12 protein-coding genes, 1 pseudogene and 1 riboswitch are annotated in these 18,634 nt (G+C 61.5%); of the genes and pseudogenes, 8 read left to right on the top strand and 5 right to left on the bottom strand.

Going from position 1 to position 18,634, the window contains the following annotated elements; translation table 11 throughout:
• Window positions 1-238 precede the first annotated feature (238 nt).
• The 3 genes from PLJ71_14635 to gltX form a co-directional block, all read right to left on the bottom strand.
• Window positions 239-1,195, bottom strand: coding sequence for a hexose kinase (locus tag PLJ71_14635; GenBank protein HQM49922.1), 957 nt, complete (start codon window positions 1,193-1,195; stop codon window positions 239-241).
• Between the two features lie 473 nt (window positions 1,196-1,668).
• A complete protein-coding gene (locus PLJ71_14630; protein HQM49921.1) occupies window positions 1,669-2,643 on the bottom strand; it encodes an ROK family glucokinase in 975 nt (324 codons plus the stop codon).
• Entirely contained in the window at window positions 2,640-4,121 is a 1,482-nt protein-coding gene (gltX, locus tag PLJ71_14625; GenBank protein ID HQM49920.1) for a glutamate--tRNA ligase, read from the bottom strand. Before gltX ends, PLJ71_14630 begins: the two co-directional genes overlap by 4 nt.
• A 171-nt stretch (window positions 4,122-4,292) precedes the next feature.
• Here gltX and PLJ71_14620 point away from each other — a divergent pair, with 171 nt between their 5' ends.
• Window positions 4,293-5,213 (top strand): hypothetical protein, encoded by a 921-nt coding sequence (locus PLJ71_14620; protein HQM49919.1) that lies wholly within the window; start codon window positions 4,293-4,295, stop codon window positions 5,211-5,213.
• 198 nt (window positions 5,214-5,411) lie between these two features.
• On the opposite strand, the gene PLJ71_14615 is transcribed toward PLJ71_14620, so the two are convergent.
• The gene (locus tag PLJ71_14615; GenBank protein HQM49918.1) at window positions 5,412-5,990 is read right to left on the bottom strand and encodes a CAP domain-containing protein; all 579 of its coding nucleotides are present in this window, start codon (window positions 5,988-5,990) and stop codon (window positions 5,412-5,414) included.
• Window positions 5,991-6,312: 322 nt separating this feature from the next.
• Here PLJ71_14615 and PLJ71_14610 point away from each other — a divergent pair, with 322 nt between their 5' ends.
• The 7 genes and pseudogenes from PLJ71_14610 (at window position 6,313) to PLJ71_14580 (ending at window position 14,610) form a co-directional block, all read left to right on the top strand.
• The gene (locus PLJ71_14610; GenBank protein HQM49917.1) at window positions 6,313-9,639 is read left to right on the top strand and encodes a sigma-70 family RNA polymerase sigma factor; all 3,327 of its coding nucleotides are present in this window, start codon (window positions 6,313-6,315) and stop codon (window positions 9,637-9,639) included.
• A 116-nt stretch (window positions 9,640-9,755) separates the two neighbouring features.
• Window positions 9,756-9,874: riboswitch (FMN riboswitch) on the top strand.
• 64 nt (window positions 9,875-9,938) lie between these two features.
• On the top strand, window positions 9,939-11,030 hold the full coding sequence (gene ribD / locus PLJ71_14605; protein HQM49916.1) for a bifunctional diaminohydroxyphosphoribosylaminopyrimidine deaminase/5-amino-6-(5-phosphoribosylamino)uracil reductase RibD: 1,092 nt from the start codon (window positions 9,939-9,941) through the stop codon (window positions 11,028-11,030).
• Window positions 11,031-11,034: 4 nt separating this feature from the next.
• Window positions 11,035-11,658, top strand: coding sequence for a riboflavin synthase (locus PLJ71_14600; GenBank protein HQM49915.1), 624 nt, complete (start codon window positions 11,035-11,037; stop codon window positions 11,656-11,658).
• Between the two features lie 18 nt (window positions 11,659-11,676).
• Entirely contained in the window at window positions 11,677-12,870 is a 1,194-nt protein-coding gene (locus tag PLJ71_14595) for a bifunctional 3,4-dihydroxy-2-butanone-4-phosphate synthase/GTP cyclohydrolase II (GenBank protein ID HQM49914.1), read from the top strand.
• Between the two features lie 13 nt (window positions 12,871-12,883).
• Entirely contained in the window at window positions 12,884-13,348 is a 465-nt protein-coding gene (gene ribE / locus PLJ71_14590) for a 6,7-dimethyl-8-ribityllumazine synthase (protein ID HQM49913.1), read from the top strand.
• Window positions 13,349-13,350: 2 nt separating this feature from the next.
• Window positions 13,351-13,761 (top strand): transcription antitermination factor NusB, encoded by a 411-nt coding sequence (gene nusB / locus PLJ71_14585; GenBank protein HQM49912.1) that lies wholly within the window; start codon window positions 13,351-13,353, stop codon window positions 13,759-13,761.
• Between the two features lie 33 nt (window positions 13,762-13,794).
• Window positions 13,795-14,610, top strand: a pseudogene (locus tag PLJ71_14580) (PHP domain-containing protein).
• A gap of 184 nt (window positions 14,611-14,794) precedes the next feature.
• Here the strand turns inward: PLJ71_14580 and PLJ71_14575 are convergent.
• Complete coding sequence (locus PLJ71_14575) at window positions 14,795-18,385, bottom strand: carboxypeptidase-like regulatory domain-containing protein (protein HQM49911.1); 3,591 nt, start codon at window positions 18,383-18,385, stop codon at window positions 14,795-14,797.
• Window positions 18,386-18,634: the final 249 nt, after the last annotated feature.

Below are 18,634 nucleotides of genomic sequence, written 5' to 3'. Positions count from 1 at the left end.
CCGCACGTTCGACCCGACCAGTATCTCAAAGAACCCTTAACGGATCAAGCGCTCGTCCGGACCCAGATCGCCGGGCAAGCACCGGCGGAACCAGGTACGGTACCATGCGCCTCGGGGACCCCGATGAGCCGGGATTTTTCAGCGCCGTTGGCGCGCGTAACGGTTCTGTTGCTATTTGAGGGCCCTCTGGAAATGCCTCTTTCACCGTTTCGATGTACTCCCCTTGCGCACAGTGTGCTCAGAAACCTTTGCCGGAGTTCATGTTGAAGGAGCGCACTTCCACCTTGGGCATGAGGGTCTCGACTTCTTCTTTGGTGAAGTGTCCGATGTCCCAGTTCATGGCATTGGCTGCCCCGGCGGCGCATCCCAGCATTGCCATGTCCCGCAGGGACATGTTCTCGAGCAGTCCGATGGCGAATGCCGCTACGAATGCGTCCCCGCTACCGACGGGGTTGACCTCGGCGATTTTCGGCGGCACAACGTGGAACCGCTCGTTGCCGCGTGAGACAAAGGCGCCCCGTTCGCCCAACGAGAGCGCGACGAGTTCGATGCCCCCGGCGTGGAACTGCGCGATGGCCTGCCACTTGGCGTGATCGGTCTCGAGCGAGTACCCGAACACCTCCTCGGTCTCGGCCACGTTGGGTTTGACCATGTAAGGGACGGATTCGAGTCCAAGGGCGAATTCGGGGCCGTGGGAATCAAGGATTGTCGTGGCGCCGGCCTGTTTAGCGATGGGGATCAGGTCACGGTAGAGGTTTTTGATGCTCTTGTCGCAGACGGTGCCGTTGAAGGTGACCACATGCGCCCCAGCAACGGCTTCTTGGAACTTCGCGACGATCGCCGCATATTCAGCGCTGGTGACGCGCGAGCCGGGCTCGAAAAAGGCCGTCTGGCGATGCACGGGTTCTTCGAGCACGGTGGTGATGGTACGGGTCTGCGATTCGACCCAGGCGGGGATGCACTCAACCCCGTCCTGCTGTTCGATCATGTCTACAACATGCCGTCCGGGATGGCCTCCGACGATGGCCATGGCTTTCGTGGGACGGCCCAGCGCTTTGACGGCGCGCGAGACGTTGGCGCCCTTTCCGCCGGGGATGCAGGTGCACTTGCCGGAACGAATGAAGGCGCCGACAGTGAGTCTGTCGATGAAAACGGTCTTGTCGACGCACGGATTTGGGGTCACTGTCAGGATCATTGCCGTCCCCCACGCCGGCAAAAGCTCAAGCGTTTCCCATACACGGGACAGACAACCCGAGACCTACTGCCGCGGAGGACACGGAAAAGGGCGCACGTTCTAATACTCACGCATTGTCTCCGGTGCAGCATTCATTAGAGCCGCCTGATACCGGCTGCCATATGCCGCATATTGAAGTTCATGAGATATCCGCGTTTGAAATCAAGAAGCCTTCGGGAACTTATGATCCCCGACATGTGCGGACCGTTCAATTCCGGGACGAATTCCAGCTCCGCCAACAAACAGCTTTCGAAAACGACGTCTACCCCGAATGCCGCGCCCATAACGCGCTCACATACACTGTCCGGACAATCACGCAATTCTCATTTCCTCCCTGAGGTGATACGCCCCAGGAAAAGCAGATGACTCATTGCTTTCTTCTCTTTTCGCGCGCGTTCTGCGGTGTTCTCCGTGGTAGAAGGTAGTCTTGTTGCCTAACTCTGTTCTACGCGTGACAGCGCGCAACCTGCAGCGCCGATGACGCCTGCGTCGCCGCCTAGACCCGCGGGGATGATCTCGGCGCGTTTTCCAGGCACCTCGAAGGACTGCGCCCGGGCGGTCTCGCGCACGGGCGTGAAGAGGACGTCTCCGGCGGCGATCATGCCGCCCGCCAACACGACCATCTCGGGGTTGAGGAGATTGATGATGCTTCCGATGCCGGTACCGAGCCAGCGGCCGGTCTCTTCCATGACCCACTTCGCGAAGGTGTCGCCCTGTTCGACGGCATCGGAGACCATTTTCCCGGTAAGATTATCGAGGTTTCCGCCGCACATCCGAATCAGTGCGGTATCGAGTCCGCCCTGCTCGATTCGCTTCCTGGCGGTCTTCAACATGCCTGAAACGGAGGCGTACTGTTCGAGGCATCCCTTGGCGCCGCAGTTGCACTGGCGTCCGTCGCGCTTCACGCACAGATGACCGATCTCGCCCGCGGTCCCGTCGGGGCCGCGCAACAACTGGCCCATCACGACAATCCCGCCACCCACGCCCGTGCCGAGGGTCAGCAAGACCATGGAATCGACGTTACGGCCGGCGCCCAGCCAGAACTCGCCGTAGCAAGCCACGTTGGCGTCGTTGTCGACGTAAACCGGAACACCGAGGCGTTCGCGCATGAGCTGGGCGAGGGGGACATCCTTCCAGCCGGGGAGGTTGGGGGGAGCGAAGACCACGCCAGTCTGCCAGTTCATCGGTCCCGGCGCGCCGATTCCGATGGCGAGCACGTCCGAACGCCGGATGTTCGCGTCGTGAAGCGCGGCATCCACGCCCTCGACCATTTTGCCAAGTACAGCGTCCAGGCCTTCTTCCGCTTCCGTGGGCCGGGAGTCTTTCCCCATCACCTCGCCTTCGCGGCTTACCACGGCGGTCTTGACATTGGTGCCGCCCAAATCGATCCCGATCATGGCTTTGGTCACGATGCCTTCTCCTCCGTTGTCTCGATAAACCGGATAGCCTTGTCCATGCGCTTCATGCACACGTCTTTCCCCAGAAGCTCGAGCAATTCAAACAATCCGGGACCGACACTCTTTCCGGTACAAGCCAGACGCGTGGGATGGACGAATTGGCCCAGCGCTACGCCCGACTCCTCGCTGAGCTTCTCGTAAGCGGCTTTGAGCGTATCGTGGTCCCACGAGGTGATGCCTTCGAGTAGACCGCGGATCGTGCGCATTCTGTCGAGACCGCCTTCTTTCCGCCATTGCTTGCCGACGGCCTTCTCCTCGTATTCCGCCGGTTCCGCGAAGAAGAAATCGGTGTAGGGCACGATATCGTTGAGGGTCGGGATCTTCGTCTGGCAGATCTCGGTCATTTTGGTGAGCCAGGCCTCGGATTTGGCGCCTGTATCGAAACCGGCCTTCTCGAGAATCGGAACCACCCGGTCGCGCAACTGTTCGGCGGTGAGGCGGCGGATATGCTGCCCGTTGAGCCACTGCAGCTTCTTGAGGTCGAACTTCGCGGGCGATGCCCCGAGGCGCTCCACGCTGAAATGCTCGACAAGCTCGTCGCGCGTGAACAGTTCGCGGCCTTCCTCCTCGGGGGTCCAGCCGAGCAGGACCACGTAGTTGATGAGTGCTTCGGGGAGATACCCGTCGTCGCGCCAGTCCAACACATTCGCGCCGTGAAGGCGTTTGCTGAACTTCTTGCCAGCTTCGTCAAGCACCATGGGCAGATGGGCAAACTTTGGAAGGTCGTATCCGAGGGCGTTGAACAGCATCACGTGGCGCGCGGCGTTGGTCAGGTGGTCGTCGCCGCGGATAACGTGGCTGATCTTCATTGTGCCGTCGTCGACAACCACCGCGAGATGGAAAATCGGATCGCCGTTGGGTTTCAGAATGACAAAATCGTCGTATTCCTTGTTGTTGGTGCGCACTTCGCCCTGCACCAGGTCCTGGATAACCGTCTCGCCCTCGGGGACTTTGAACCGAACGGCGTACGGCGCGTCGCCCATTGCGGCCACCTGCTCGGGGGTGGCATTGCGCCATGTGCCGTTATAGCGCGGAGGCAGTTTCTGCTGGCGGGCCTGTTCGCGCATCTCCTCGAGCTCTTCCTTCGTGCAAAAGCATTTATAGGCCTTGCCCTCCGCGAGCAGGCGAAACGCTTCCTGGCGGTGCAGCTCCCGGCGCTGCGACTGGCGGTAAGGGCCGTAGCCGCCCTTCTCGGGTACGCCGCCGAACTCGGGGCCTTCGTCCCAGTCAATCCCCAGCCAGTGAAACCCTTCGCACATAGCTTGGGCGTATTCCTCGGCGCTGCGCTCGACATCGGTGTCTTCGAGTCGCAAGATGAACGTTCCGTTATATTTGCGCGCAAAGAGCCAGTTGAACAGTGCGGTCTTGGCGGTGCCGATGTGCAGAAAACCTGTAGGAGACGGTGCGATACGGACGCGTACGTCGGCCATGGCTAACTCCGTTGCTTTTGAACGCTGCAAGATGCACAGGATACACATTTTAGCCGCAGTCTGCACCTTTTTGGCTTGGCAAATAGTGAACCAAATCGCGGAAATGCGAATAATAGTGCGTAGCGCCCCGTAGTGGGGCGCCACGGGGTGAATTCCCTCTGGAGGAAGGCCATGCGACAACAGCTTGAGAAGATCAAACAAGGACTCGGTACTGCGCAGGGGCGCTACGCGCGCGCGGCAGGGTTAATCCTGATTGGCTTGGCTTGTCTGTTGTTGACGCGCGACGTTCAGTACCTTACGGGGTACGATTTTCTCAACAGTTCGGCGGCTGGGTCCATTGATGACGCCTTGGAGAAGAACGCCTATGTCTTCCTGGGGGTATCATCGGTGAAAGCGGGCATGGCGGTGATTGAGGGCAGCTCGATTGGGGTAGGGTTCAACATCGAGATCGGCGACCTCGTGCAATCGGTCTACGACTATATCGATTACGTCTGGAAGGTTTTGCTCTACGGGCTGACCATCCTGGCGTTCTACAAGATGCTGCTCGAGACGGGGTTTCTCGCGGTCGGCATTAAGATTATCGGCATAGGACTGGTCCTCTGGGCTGGGGCGGCGCTGTGGCCGAAGCGGAGGCGCGCATTCAACCGGGCCGGGCTTCGGTTCGTGTCGCTTGGCGCGCTCGTGGCATATGTCGTTCCCTTGGCGCTGCTCGCGACGGACCTCTTGGGCAACGTGTACATCGAGCCGCTCAAAGAAAAGAACCGCGAGCAGATTTTCGCCGTCGTGAAACAGTTCGAGCGCACCAAGACCGAGTTCAATATGCTGCGCGAGAAGCTGTCGCTCGTGAACCCGGGCGAGAGTCTCGAGCAGCTCAAACAGGGCCTTACCAAGGCCGCCAATTCGCTCGGGAATCTGCTCAACGAGAGCCTGCTCATGTTCGTGCAGTACGCCGCACTGTTGTTCTTCGAACTGCTCTTCTTCCCGTTCCTCAGCGCCGTCGTTCTCTACAAGATGGCCCAGATCGCCCTGGCGCGCGTCGTGGAAGTGCCAAGCGAGGCGGCGAAGACCGTGCCGGCGAAGGCGGAGGCGTAAGCTTCGAGCAGCTTGCGCGAAAGAAGAAAAAGGAAGTGCCCCCAGGGACACAATCGACGAAAGGGACGAATGACAAGAACTGCGGCCCTTCGATCGTAAGAGCGGCGTGGCGGGACTCACGCAACAACTGAGATTCTACTCGAAGAACCTGGGGCAGACAGGCCCGTCTCGCGCTTTCGCGCTCGCTTGCGTGAGTTTCTAGCGATTGTCAATGGCGAGCGGGCCGTAGGTGTAAACCTCAGCATAGGGTGCGCCGACGGATTTGCTGGGACCAGTAAAGACCTGGGTGAAATAGTAAGCGCTATCGGTGGTCACGGCAATGCCGATGCCGGTATGGGTGAATTGGGACCGGAGGATGTTGGCGCGGTGGCCGGGACTGCCCATCCAGCCGTCGACGGTGGTCGCGACAGGATCAGCGTAGCCCCTGTTCCAGGCGATGTTCTCGCCGGCCCAAGCATAGCTGATGCCGGCATCGGCCAGGCGGTCGCCGACGTCGTCGCCATCGGGATTCGTGTGATCGAAGAAGTCACGATCGATCATATCCTGGCTGTGGGCCCGCGCGACGGCGCGAAGGGACTCGTCCATGACGAGCGCGGGCAGAGATTCGGCGGCGCGTTCGGCGTTGATGGCGTAATGGGTGTCCATCTCCATATCAAGGATGGCTTGCGGGACGGGATTGGTGTCGTCCGGGGGTACGGTGTCGTCCGTGATGGGACAGCCTGTACAAAGTACGAGTAAGACGAGCAGCGCCGGCAGGAACAACCACGTCTTTTTCATAGGTTCTTCCCTCTTGTCGCCCTGAAAACGTTCCTCATGGTTTGTCCCACACGACGGGGGAATTGTCAAGGCGCGCGGCGGAAGTTGAGAAGGGGCCCAAGGGACAAACAGGAGAACCGCCGTGGACTTCTGACAAAGGGGTGGGCTTTTGTTACCTGACCGTGAATCTACCGTATGTTCCTGGCCCCCCGGCTGAGGAACCATGACCTGGCAAGCCGCGGTACCGTGGCCGGTTAGGAGTATGATGTAACCAGGTTGGCCTGCCAGGTCACTTATTGGCGAGAACGAACGGGCATGAGTTCCAAACAGGGGCTGGAACGATATGAACGACGCACAGTTGGTAAGCCTGGCAACGCGGGGGGATCGCTCCGCTTTCGAAGCGATCGTTGAACGTTACAAGTCGCTGGTGTGTGCGATCACCTACGGCGCCACGGGGGATTACGCGGCCTCGGAAGACCTTGCGCAGGAGACATTTGTCGCGGCGTGGCTGAATCTGAGCCGTCTGGACAAGCCTGAGAGGCTGCGTTCGTGGCTATGCAGTGTTGCGCGCCACATCTCGTTCTCGGCGCTTCGGAAACGGCGGCGCGAGACCGAGCACACGAAGGTCCTTCAACAGGCATCGCAGGCAGCCGAACAGTCCTGTGAAACACCGCGGGACGCTGCCACCCTCCACGAGGAACAGAAGCTGGTGTGGCAAATCGTGGAAAAGGTCCCGGAAGCGTACCGTGTGCCTCTGATTCTGTATTACCGCGAAGGTCACTCGGTAGAACGGGTGGCTGCGGCGACGGGCTTGTCGGAGAGCGCGGTGAAACAGCGCCTGTTGCGGGGACGCCGGATGCTCAAAGACGAAATGGCGGCCCTTGTCGAGAATTCGCTCGCGGGTTCGCGGCCCGACAAGAAGTTCACGGCCGGCGTGATTGCGGCTTTGCCGCCAGCGGCCGCGATGAGCGTACCCGCAGGCCGGCCGGTTCAGACGCCTTCCGGCGCCATAAGCTCGGTGGCTCAGGAGGTGTTTGCCGCTTGGGGCGCGAAACAAGTCGCGTTAAGCACAATAGCGGTGCTGGCCGTCTTAGGCATCACCATCGTGGGAACCGGTGCGATCTTCGGCGGGCCCGCGCCTGAAAAGGCAGCGATTACCATCGAAGCTTCTGCGGGACCTTCGCTCCCACGAGAAGAGCCGCGGGCACTCGCGGAGGTTCTTGGAACTCCGGAGATGCCTGCAGCAATCGAAACTTCGGAGCCCTCCCCTCCCCCGTCTCCCGGGAAAACGGAACCAGCGCCGGGAGCGCTTGTGCCGGGCCGCGTGGTCGCTCCCGCGGGATACCCGGGCACAGAGATGGACGAAAAGGCGGTGGACACGGTTATGGGCACGGTTTACGCGCCGAATGGCGGCGCGCTGCCAAAAGCCAAAGTCTGGGCCGCCCGCTTTGCCATGCAGGCCCGCGACACTCGCGAAACCGTGGCGGATGAAGACGGGCGCTATTCGCTCGTGGTGCCGCCGGGCCAATGGATGGTCTCGGCGCGGCTGGGACGATTCGGCGGAGAATCGGACGCCGCGCCGCACGGGCAAATCATCACGAACGGCGAGAACAGGGAAATCCCCGCCAATATCCCCACCGAAGAGCGGTGCATTGTTCATGGCCGGGTGTACGACAATACAACCGGCAAACCTGTCTCGCATCCACAGCTCTGGACCTCGAGCCGCCTGCTTGTCGGGGGCGATAACGAAGGGTTCTATGAGATAGAGGGCCAGGATCACGCCTATCAGACACTGGCCGTGCTGTGTCCGGGCTACGCCCGCAAATACATCATCTATTCCACGCTGCTCCGCGATGATTTTGAACTTGACTTGTCTGTGGAGCCAGGCGTGCGCGTGTCGGGCCGTGTTGTCGATAAGGAGGGGCGCGGGCTGGCCAACGCGTGGGTCTGCGCGGCAGGTTCGGGCCGCGGCGTGCTCAGCGCGTACTACGAAGTCTGCGACCAATACGGACGATTCGTTTATGACGGTCTTCCCCGGGGAAAGGAAATCACCCTTACGGCGGAACAACCGCGTTTCATACAAACGTGTTGGGAACCCGAGCCGGTTGAGGGCAAAGAAACGGCCCGCAAGAAATTTGTTGCGCGCGCAGCCCCGGGGACGGCTGCCGAGAACATCACGTTTACGTTGGACCCGGTCGACAGGCAAGAGATCCGGGAAATCAGGGATTGGCCTGACGATCCCCCTTGCGGGGTGATGCGCGGGCGGCTCGTCGCGTGGGATGGGCACCCCCTGCGCAATTTCCAGATCATTACGCGGACTGTGTCAAGGGATTCTGGCCTCCCCACGCCGTTTGGGATGGAGATCAATGAATTCTTTCGCGGCTACAGTTTCACGAACGACGAGGGCGTGTTCACCCTGGCGAGTCCAAGCTTTGCCCCGGGCGAATACCTGCAACTGATCGCAATGGCGTCCGGCTACCTGGACGGCGTCGCGGAACCGGTATTGGCATATCCTGCGGAGGATCTCGGCCGCGTTCCCGAGACTCTCTTCCGCTTGGGAGTGCCCAAGGCTCTCAAGGTTCGCGTGACGGAAGCCGATGCCGGCGGCGCGCCGATACAGGGTGCAAAAGTGGTGGTTCAGGACATTACGGCCGACTACATGACGCAGCCTTTCGATTGGCGAGAAATGGATTCGCCCATGTGGCGGCCTGTTTCGGCCACGACCGGCGCTGCAGGCTGGGCTGAACTCGAAAGTATCAATCACGAGAAAGGTATTGTGCTCGCGTCCCATCCGGATTACGGGCGGACTCGCACGGTGTGGGATGGCAATGACCGACAGTTGGAATTGACGATGGAACGCGAGGCGGCCGTGGACGGTGTTGCCACCGATGAGAAGGGCGGAGTACCGCCTCAGCTGGCGGTGAGACTGTCATGGTGCGCCGCACCACCGTATCTCTACCAGGACTTCGAGCGCAGTTCTCAAACCTACTGGGACGCCTCTCCCGGCGACGGCGGCCATTTCTACTTCGACCAGCTTCCGCCGGGGTATTACATGCTTAGAAGTTGGTATTGGCCGGGCGCGAAATATGACCACACGAACCAGGTTCAGTATGACATGGAATTCTTTCTCGAACCCGGGCAGGCCATGAGCGTGCGGCTGCCGGAAGAAAGCATCCAGGACAATCCGGACGGCTGGGTGGCCGCCGGCGGCCTGAATTCGGAGGACCGGCGATTGACAGAGAAGGTCGCCGGCGCCTGGGAGAACCATTACACTGTGTCCGCGCTTGGCCGTCAAGGGCATATTGTGTTGCTCTTCTATGAGAATGGCCGCTATGAACAGACGGTCTTCGGAGAAGGCGCCGACAGAGCCATTGAGGACTCCGGCTATTACCGTGTTATTGACGGGCGCCTCGAGCGGATTACCGATCGGGGCGGCACGCTGTCGGAATCGGTGGAATTCGATGGCGAGGCATTCTTCCTTCACACTGAGGGCGACCCGTACCCCGACCACCCGGGCCGGGGGCCTTTCCGCCCGGTCGATGACGTCGCGAAAAGCCTTCGGCGCGGGGAGTTTCTGCTCAAACCACGCCCCCGAATTCAGGCGTCGGAAGAACCTTCTGAAGCGCCTGCCAGCGGACGGTCCGGTTTCTCGCGTTCGCCGGAGGAATAGCCGACACTGCAGGCAGTTGGGGCAAGTGGCCCAAGGGACCGAATGCACCTGAAAGATACGCCGAATTGACACAGGGTGGCGGCCCTGATAAACTCTATAAGATAGATTTTAAGAATACTTGCCTTCGGGGCAGGGTGTGATTCCCGACCGGCGGTGACAGCCCGCGAGCGCGATACGCGCAGGATCCGGTGAAATTCCGGTGCCGACGGTATAGTCCGGATAGGAGAAGGTGAGGCTCAGAGAAACCATAGCGTCCCGAAGGTGTTGAGCCTTCGGGACTTTTTTGTCAGGAACGGCCGATGATGACCAGTTCAGCCGACAGACAATACATGCGCCGCGCCCTTGAGCTTGCCGCAAAGGGTAAGGGCCGCACCTCGCCGAATCCGATGGTGGGGTGTGTCATTGTTCGCGATGGGAAGGTCATTGGCGAAGACTACCACAGGCGCGCCGGAGAGCCCCACGCCGAAGTACTGGCCATCGAACAGGCAAGCGGCGATGTCCGGGGCGCCACGATGTACATCAACCTCGAACCGTGTACGCATGAAGGCCGCACACCGCCCTGTGTAGACCTGCTCCTCGAGAAACGCCCCGCCCGCGTGGTGGTGGCCATGAGCGACCCGAATCCAAAGGTGTCCGGCGAAGGTATTTACCGTCTCCGACAGGCGGGAATAGATGTCGAAGCCGGGGTTCTCGAGGAAGAGGCCCGGAAACTCAACGAAGCCTTCATCAAATACATCACCACGGGCATGCCATTTGTCATCTGTAAGGCTGCAATGACCCTGGACGGCAAGATCGCCACCCACGCGGGCCATTCGAGGTGGGTCACATGCGAGGAATCGCGGCGCCGGGTTCACCAGCTGCGAAACGAGGTGGACGCCATCCTCGTGGGCAGCCGCACGGTCATGCTGGACGATCCCAGCCTTACCACGCGCCTGGATGCCGGGGAAAAGCATGATCCCATCCGCATCATCCTGGACGCTGACGATTACCTGGACGAAAAGCGCCGGGTGTTTGAAGTCGAGAGCACTGCCCCCACTTGGGTTGTCCTGCCGGAAGAACGTGTGTGCGATCGGGCCGACGAAGTGCTGCATGTGAGGCGCGGCGGCGACGGGTTTGACATGCGGCATCTCATGACCGTCCTGGCCCAGCGCGAGGTCACCTCGGTGCTGATCGAGGGCGGCGGCACCACCCATGCATCTGCATTCGAGGCCGGCGTCGTTGACAAGGTGATGTTTTTTGTCGCCCCCAAGATCATCGGGGGCCGTGAAGCGATCACGGCTGTCGAGGGCGAAGGCGTGGCCACCATGGACGAGGCCGTTCTTCTCGAACGCATGAGCGCCGAACAGGTAGGCGACGATTTGCTCATCGAAGCGTACGTAAAAGCAGGTTAGAGACATGTTCACGGGTATTGTCGAGGAAGTGGGCGCGGTTTCACGGAGGTCGGGTTCGGACCTTTCGATCCTGGCCGAGGTGGTTCTGGAGGGAATGCGCATTGGCGACAGCATCGCTGTTAACGGCGCATGCCTGACCGTTGCAGCTTTCGATGAGAAGGGGTTCACCGCGCAGGTGTCGCCCGAAACCGCCGAACGCACGACTCTCGGGACCGCGCGCCCCGGCGACGCGGTGAACCTCGAGCGCGCCATGGCCATGGGCGACCGTTTCGGAGGCCACTTCGTGCAAGGGCACGTCGACGGCATCGGGCAGGTGTATTCCGTGAGGAACCAGGGCGATTTCTCGCTGTGGCGGTTCCGCGCCCCGGACGAGGTTGCACGCTATCTCGTGCCCAAAGGGTCCATCGCGGTCGACGGCATCAGCCTGACGGTCGTGGAACCCGCCGGAGACACGTTTGGCGTGGCCATCATCCCCGAGACGGTCAACCGGACCATTCTGGGCGCAAAACGCCCGGGCGACCGCGTGAACCTGGAGGCCGATGTTATCGGCAAGCACATCTACCACTATGTCAAGGCCGGCAACGGCGGTCTGACGCAGGATTTTCTTGCGCGCCACGGATTTGCCTGACGCCGGCAGGAGTCTCATATGTTCGCATCGATACCTGAAATACTCGACGAGCTTCGGGCAGGGAAGATCATCATCCTCGTAGACGACGAGGATCGGGAAAACGAGGGCGATTTCGTGGTCGCGGCCGAAAAAGTCACTCCCGAGGCCATCAACTTCATGATCACGCACGGGCGGGGCCTGGTGTGCCTCGCCATGACCGGCGAACGGCTCGATGAACTCGGGATCCCTCCGATGACCGCCCAGAACCGGTCGCGTTTCGGGACGGCGTTTCACGTCTCCATCGAAGCCGCGGAAGGCGTGAGCACGGGCATCAGCGCATATGATCGTGCACGGACAGTGCAGGTCGCCATCGATCCCAACACCAAGCCGCGCGAGCTGGTGCAGCCCGGCCACATCTTCCCGTTGCGCGCGCGGACGGGCGGCGTGCTGGTCCGCGCCGGCCAGACCGAAGGTTCCGTTGATTTGGCCCGGATTGCCGGGATGAATCCGGCGGCGGTGATCTGTGAAGTCATCAATTCGGACGGCACCATGGCGCGCGTTCCTCAACTCGCCAAGATTGCCGAAGAGTTTGGTCTCAAGATGTGTTCGGTCGAGAGCATCATCCAGTGGCGCCGCCGCAACGAACAGCTCGTGCACAGGGCCGCGCGGACCCGGCTCCAGACCGAATACGGCGCGTTCGATCTCATCGCCTATGAGAACGACGTCGATGTGCGCGAACACGTGGCCCTCGTCAAGGGCGATGTGGCCACCGAAGAGCCCGTGCTCGTGCGGGTTCACTCGGAATGCCTGACCGGCGACGTGTTCGCGTCGATGCGGTGCGACTGCGGCTCGCAGCTTCATGAGGCCATGCGCATGATCGAACAGGAGGGCCGGGGCGTCGTGGTCTACATGCGCCAGGAAGGACGCGGCATCGGGCTCATGAACAAGATCCGGGCCTATGAGTTGCAGGACAACGGCATGGACACCGTGGAGGCTAACGTGCATCTCGGGTTCGACCCTGATCCGCGCGAGTACGGGATCGGCGCGCAAATCCTGACCGATCTGGGCGTCCGCCGCATGCGCCTGCTGACCAATAACCCGATCAAGCGGGCGGGGCTCGAAGGGTATGGTCTCGAGGTGGTCAGTCTGGTGCCGATTCAGATCCCGCCAAACGAGATAAACGCGCGGTATCTGCAGACAAAGAGAGACAAGCTCGGCCATTTGCTGTCATGAAAGGAGTGGTTTGATGCCGAAGGTTATTGAAGGAAAGCTCGTATCGTCGGGGAAGAAATACGGAATCATCGTGTCGCGCTTCAACGAGTTCATCTCGGGGAAGCTGCTCGAGGGGGCCTTGGACGCGCTGCAACGCCACGGGGTGCAGGATAAAGAGATTACCGTCGCATGGACCCCGGGCTCGTTCGAGATCCCCGTCGTCGCCAAGAAGATGGCCGTCTCGGGCAAGTACGACGCGGTGATCGCCCTGGGGGCCGTCATCCGGGGAAGCACGCCTCATTTCGACTATGTGGCGGCCGAGGTCTCCAAGGGAGTGGCGCACGTCACGCTCGATACTCAGGTGCCCGTGGCATTCGGGGTCCTTACGACGGACACCATCGAACAGGCGGTCGAACGCGCCGGCACCAAAGCCGGCAACAAAGGGTTTGACGCCGCATGCGCCGCCATCGAAATGGTCAACCTGATGGAACAACTCTGAAGATGCTATTCAGTCCCAAAGCGCGCCGCACGGGGCGCGAGTGCGCGGTCCAGTTTCTATACGGTCTCGATTTCACGGAATACGACTGGGAAACGGCGATCGATGACTTCTGGGCAACCTCCCCCGTCCGCCCTGCCGCCAAAGCGTACGCGGAACGGCTGGTCAAGGGCATCATGCAGCACCGGGATGCGCTGGACGCCGCAATCACGGGCGTTCTGGCCAATTGGCGGCCCGAACGCGTGGGACGTGTCGAGCACAACATCCTGCGAGTGGCCCTGTTCGAATTGCGATACGCGGATGACGTCCCGGAAAAGGTGGCTATCAACGAAGCGATCGAGATAGCCAAACGCTTCGGAAATGATGAGGCGCCCCGGTTTGTCAACGGCGTCCTGGACCGCCTCAAAGGAGAGTAAACCTCGGAAACGCCCTTTGCAGACCTCCACGTTCACACCAATTGCTCCGATGGGGCGGATTCCCCGGAAGCCGTGGTGCAGCGTGCGGCGGAACTCAAGGTTGCGGCCCTGGCGGTTACGGATCATGACACGGTGTCCGGCCTTTCCAAGGCCGCCGCAGCGGCCCGGACCCATGGAATTGCCTTCCTGAACGGGGTCGAGATCACCACTTGCCTGGACAAACTCGAGGTCCATGTCGTGGGCCTGGGGGTCTCGCCCGAATCGCCCCGTCTCCGCCAGCTCTTGGATGTTCTCGCCCAAGGCCGCGCGGAACGGTCGCGCGCCATCGTCGACAAGCTGGCATCCATCGGCATCGTCGTGGCCCACGACAACGTCGCCGCGCGAGCCGCGGACGCGGTCGGACGCATGCACATCGCTCAGGAATTGCACGAGGCCGGCCATGTGCGCTCTGCGCAGGAAGCCTTCGACCGGTACATTGGGCGCGGGAGACCTGCGTTTGTGGCCAGCGCGCGCGTTCCCTGCATGGAGGCCATCGAAGCCATCCATGCGGCCGGCGGGCTGGCCTTCGTCGGGCACCCCGGTCTTGGGGGCGTTCGCAAGAAACTGCCACAGCTCCTGACGCTGCCGTTTGACGGCATCGAAGCGTATCATCCGCAACACAAACCCGGCCGCGTAGACGAGTTCATCCAGGTGGCCGAAGCAAACCACCTTCTGGTTGCCGGAGGCTCCGATTGCCACGGCCGCGCCAAAGGCCGCCGTTCCCTCATGGGCAAGGTGCGCGTTCCCATGGGGCGGTATGAGAGCATTCTGAGAAAGTTGGCGGGGCAGCCGATTGCGGGGCCTGGATAGCCCGCGTTTGCCCCTGGGTTCCAGAACTTTCAGGGCGCTGAATTGGCGCTTACTCGTCAAAACCGGCCGCAAGCTCACACAACACGGCTGCCCTTCCGAACAGTGCTTGCGGCTCTATTGGCATAGCCCCTTCCACCGGTGCTTGTTCCGTCTGGGGTGACGTGCCATCCTGACCCCACCGTGGTCAGTCGATCGACAATTGGACTGTGATCTCCTCGCCTTCGTTCACCTCGATGACCTCGGTGACGATGCGCGCGTTCATGATCGCGTCTTCAGGCGTAGCGGCATTGGGGTCCGCGGCCACACCCACGACCGTGTACGTTCCCGGTTCGACATTCTCCATGCGGAAGGTGCCGTCAGGATTCATCTCGGCTTGGCCGGCCAGCATGCCCAAGTACTCCTGGACCTTCTCTTTCGTAAGCGGGCCGAGCTTGATTTCTCCCGGCAGCAACCCGATGTAACCCATTTCGCCCTCTTTAAGGCCGGACAAGTAGCCCGAGACAAACGTCGGCAGGGGCAGATCGAAGTCCAGTCGCGTGACACTGCCTGCAACGATCTGCGCGGTCTCAGAGTGCTGGCGGCCCCCTCCCCCGCTGCTGTCGCGTATGTAGACCGAGACACGGACTTCGCCGGCCGGTACGCTGTTGATGACGTATGAGCCGTCGCTGTTCGTCTGCGCATAGCTCGATGTCGAGCCTTCTTCCGACGACAGGTACGCGCTGACATGCGCGTTGGTCACGGGCTGTCCTCCAATCGTGACCACCCCCTCGAGCCCGCCCGTTTCGGCCGGAAGATCGAAGTCGGCTGTCGTGGTGCGCCCGGTTTCGACGATGACCTGGCGGCTCTGATTGAGGTTTCCACGGCTGGACTGGACGTATGTGGAGACTTGGCCGCGGCCGCTGGTGACGTTGCTGAACACGTAGTGGCCTGACGCATCGGTCACCGTGGAAGACTGCTGATTCCCGCCCTCGAACATGTACAGATACACGCTGGTCCCAGCCCGGGGCTGGTTGCCCATTCTGACTATTCCCTCGACCGAGCCGCCCGCTGGAAGTTCGATGGTCACGTGGGAAGTGGTCCCCGCGCGCGGGGTCACCGAGGCTTCGCCATTACTGTACGCGGGATGCCCGGCCACGAGTTTGATGGCCGATAACGGAAGATTGGTCAATACGAACTGCCCCTCGGAATTGGTCCGCGTCTCAGGAGACCTGTACGGATCGTACCGCTCGAGGTAGATGGACGCCCCGGCAACCGTCTGGCCCGACGATGTCTGTACCACGCCTTCCACCCGCGCGCCGGGCTTCATACGAATCAGCAGGCCCTCCACATTCTGGCCTTGCGACAGAGCCCCCAGCACCTGTTCGACCGGGGAGTAGCCGTCCGCACGGACCGCCAACGCGAGATTCCCGCTCTGCCGCTGGCGCTGCTCGCGCATTGCCGCGGAGAACTCGCCTTCGGGGCTGGTGTACCGCTGCCAATAAACGTATTGAGCTGAGGGTTTCTCCAAATAACCCGGAGTGACAAAGGCCACGCCAAAACGCGTCACCGGTTTGCCCGTGGCCGCGTCGAGCACTCTCCCGGAGACCTTGCCCTGTGTGGCTACAGTCAGCCGGATTCCCGACGCCCCCGCCTGGGCATCCACGGGTTCCGTGGTGCGATTCCCCCCCGCAATCGCGCTGAGCTTGTAGGCCCCTGCCGCGAGCCCGCTCAACGTGAACGAGCCGTCAACCAGGCTTTTCGAGGTGTAGGGCATGTTCCTTTCATTCAGCGTACCGTATACAATCGCGTCCGACAGGGGTTTGCCCGCGGAATCCAGCACCCGGCCCGAGATAGTAAGGTTCCCTTTGGGGCCCACAGCAGGGGCTTCCTTTTCCCAGATCAGAACCACATCGCTGACCCGCTGTCCCGCAGCCAAATCGATCGTAGTCGTGGCGTCTCCGCTGCCCTGTTCGCCTTGAGTCATCGCCGTGACTGTATACGAGCCCGGAGGCAGCCCCGCGACCAGAAAACTCCCGGTATCATCGGCAGACGCGAAATTGGGTTGCAGTTGGTTCGCCGTCCCCCCGACCAGGACGTTCATCGCCGGCAAAGGGGCCCCGGAACGGTTCGTCACTACGCCCGCGATGACGCCGCCTTCCTGCAGGGTCAGCACAATGTCCTCCAGCGTGCCCGTCGCGGGCACCTGCAGCGCTTCCGTGGGCGCGGAAGCCTGAGTGCCCTTGAATGCCTGCAGCCGCAGTTGTTCGCCATTGGCGGGCCCCGAAAAAACAAACGAGCCATTCGTGTCGGCCATAACTCGTGCCCGGCCATACCCCGCGACTGGAATGACAAAAACCGTGGCAGATCCCCCAGGCGAGCCGTCTGCATACTCCACGCGCCCACTGACAGTCGTGCCCATGTACACGGCAAGGTCGACCCCCTCGAGGACCGCACCGGCCTTGACACTAAGCACTGCAGCCTCCTGGTCACCATAGGGATTACTCGCCAGCCGGTCGTTCATCTGAACCGCCAAGGCGTGTTCTCCCGGAGGGACCCCACGCATCTCGTAAGCGCCGTTATTGTCGGTGCTCACGGAATTGCCGTAACCCATGAGGTTCTTGCGCAGAATCACCGCTGCTCCCGGTATCCCGTTGCCCGTCTGTTCGTTGTAGACGCGTCCCCTGATCGTCCCGCTCTGCGCCACCCGCAGGTCGATGCCCTGTCTTGCTTCGCCCGAGGCCAGCTTGATCCGAGGCGCACTTTCGGCATTCGCCCAGGTATCGTCGGCAGGCATGAGCGCGTATTCGCCCGGCCGAAGAGATGCACATACGAATTCCCCCGACTCATTAGTCGTGGTTTCATGCTTATCCAACGAAGTCGGCCCCGAAACCCGCAGCGCAAACCCGCTCAGGGGTTCGCCGGTATCTGTCTGGAGGACCCGGCCCGCCACGCTGCCGCCGGCAGCAAGCGTGATAACCGCGCCCGTAACGGGAAGTTTAATCAATTCGCTGATATGCGGAGCGTACCCCTCGGCTTTCACCGCCACGAACACTTCTTTTGCAGGCACCGATTCGAACGCAAAGGCCCCTTGGGCGTCGGTTACGGATTCCAGGGGCAATGCCTGAGCTCTGTCCTGCGGCGAGCCAGAGATTCCCCACCGGCCCATCATGCTTTCCGTCGGCACGTACATCACGGTAACATGCGCCTCGGCAGTCGGTGCCCCCTGCGGGTCCACCACGCGTCCCCCAAGGTTATATGCTGGGCGCAACCTGAGCATCAAAGCCATGTCCGGGAAATAGGAGCGCACCTGCGCGGACTGCGCCGCGGCCGTGTTCCCGCTTGTGGCAAGCAGGCTGTATACGCCATAGGCCAATCCCTCCGCGGCAAAGGTACCATCCGCGCCGGTCGCCGCCGTAGAAGGCTCTTCAATAACCGCATCGCCCTGCTCGGAGGCCGTTCGGCTCATAACAACCTTAACCCCCGGGGCCGGCTTCAAGGCCTCGTCGAGCACGAGCCCCGTAAGGATGCCTCCGCCGCTGGTCCGGCGCACAGCCGTTGGCGCATCCACCGAGACCCGTGTGCCTACCGCGCTCCGGTCGAGCCGCTGCGGAGTCTCGTCAGGTTTAACACGCGGCGCCGGGGGAAGCGGCGCTCGCGATTGTTCTTCGGTCTCGCCGCGCGTGACCTCCGGCCCCGAAGGCGCCTCGGCGCCCTGCCGTGACAGCAGCCACCACACGGCGGCCACAGCCGCCAGGACTAACACCAATATCAACGAGAAGCGCAGGTTCTGTTTCATGGCAAGCCCCCGGTAAGTGATTCTTCCACTCTTCGTTAAATGGCGGTTCGCGCCTCAGACGATCAACAGAGAGTATACATTCTTCGCGCCAAACGAATTCTAATAAATCCATGTTTTGCGCGTACAACCCAGCCTGCCCTGCACAGTTCCAGAAACTGCCCCGGCACTGACCCTGCAGCTGCCAGAGTGTTCCGGCCCGCGTCCGCACCTTGACAGACGCTCAGCCCATATGGTATGGTCCCGCCCGCT

The sequence above is a fragment of the Candidatus Hydrogenedentota bacterium genome (genome assembly GCA_035416745.1).
GTDB lineage: Bacteria > Hydrogenedentota > Hydrogenedentia > Hydrogenedentales > SLHB01 > UBA2224.
Note: the sequence above shows the minus strand (reverse complement) of the source record. Positions and strands in the feature narration are given on the sequence as shown.

Bases quoted from the DNA above. Each gene is read 5' to 3' on its own strand.
- PLJ71_14635 (HQM49922.1), bottom strand. From the start codon at position 1,195: ATGATCCTGACAGTGACCCCAAATCCGTGCGTCGACAAGACCGTTTTC.
- gltX (HQM49920.1), bottom strand. From the start codon at position 4,121: ATGGCCGACGTACGCGTCCGTATCGCACCGTCTCCTACAGGTTTTCTG.
- PLJ71_14620 (HQM49919.1), top strand. From the start codon at position 4,293: ATGCGACAACAGCTTGAGAAGATCAAACAAGGACTCGGTACTGCGCAG.
- PLJ71_14615 (HQM49918.1), bottom strand. From the start codon at position 5,990: ATGAAAAAGACGTGGTTGTTCCTGCCGGCGCTGCTCGTCTTACTCGTA.
- PLJ71_14610 (HQM49917.1), top strand. From the start codon at position 6,313: ATGAACGACGCACAGTTGGTAAGCCTGGCAACGCGGGGGGATCGCTCC.
- ribD (HQM49916.1), top strand. From the start codon at position 9,939: ATGATGACCAGTTCAGCCGACAGACAATACATGCGCCGCGCCCTTGAG.
- PLJ71_14600 (HQM49915.1), top strand. From the start codon at position 11,035: ATGTTCACGGGTATTGTCGAGGAAGTGGGCGCGGTTTCACGGAGGTCG.
- PLJ71_14595 (HQM49914.1), top strand. From the start codon at position 11,677: ATGTTCGCATCGATACCTGAAATACTCGACGAGCTTCGGGCAGGGAAG.
- ribE (HQM49913.1), top strand. From the start codon at position 12,884: ATGCCGAAGGTTATTGAAGGAAAGCTCGTATCGTCGGGGAAGAAATAC.
- nusB (HQM49912.1), top strand. From the start codon at position 13,351: ATGCTATTCAGTCCCAAAGCGCGCCGCACGGGGCGCGAGTGCGCGGTC.
- PLJ71_14575 (HQM49911.1), bottom strand. From the start codon at position 18,385: ATGAAACAGAACCTGCGCTTCTCGTTGATATTGGTGTTAGTCCTGGCG.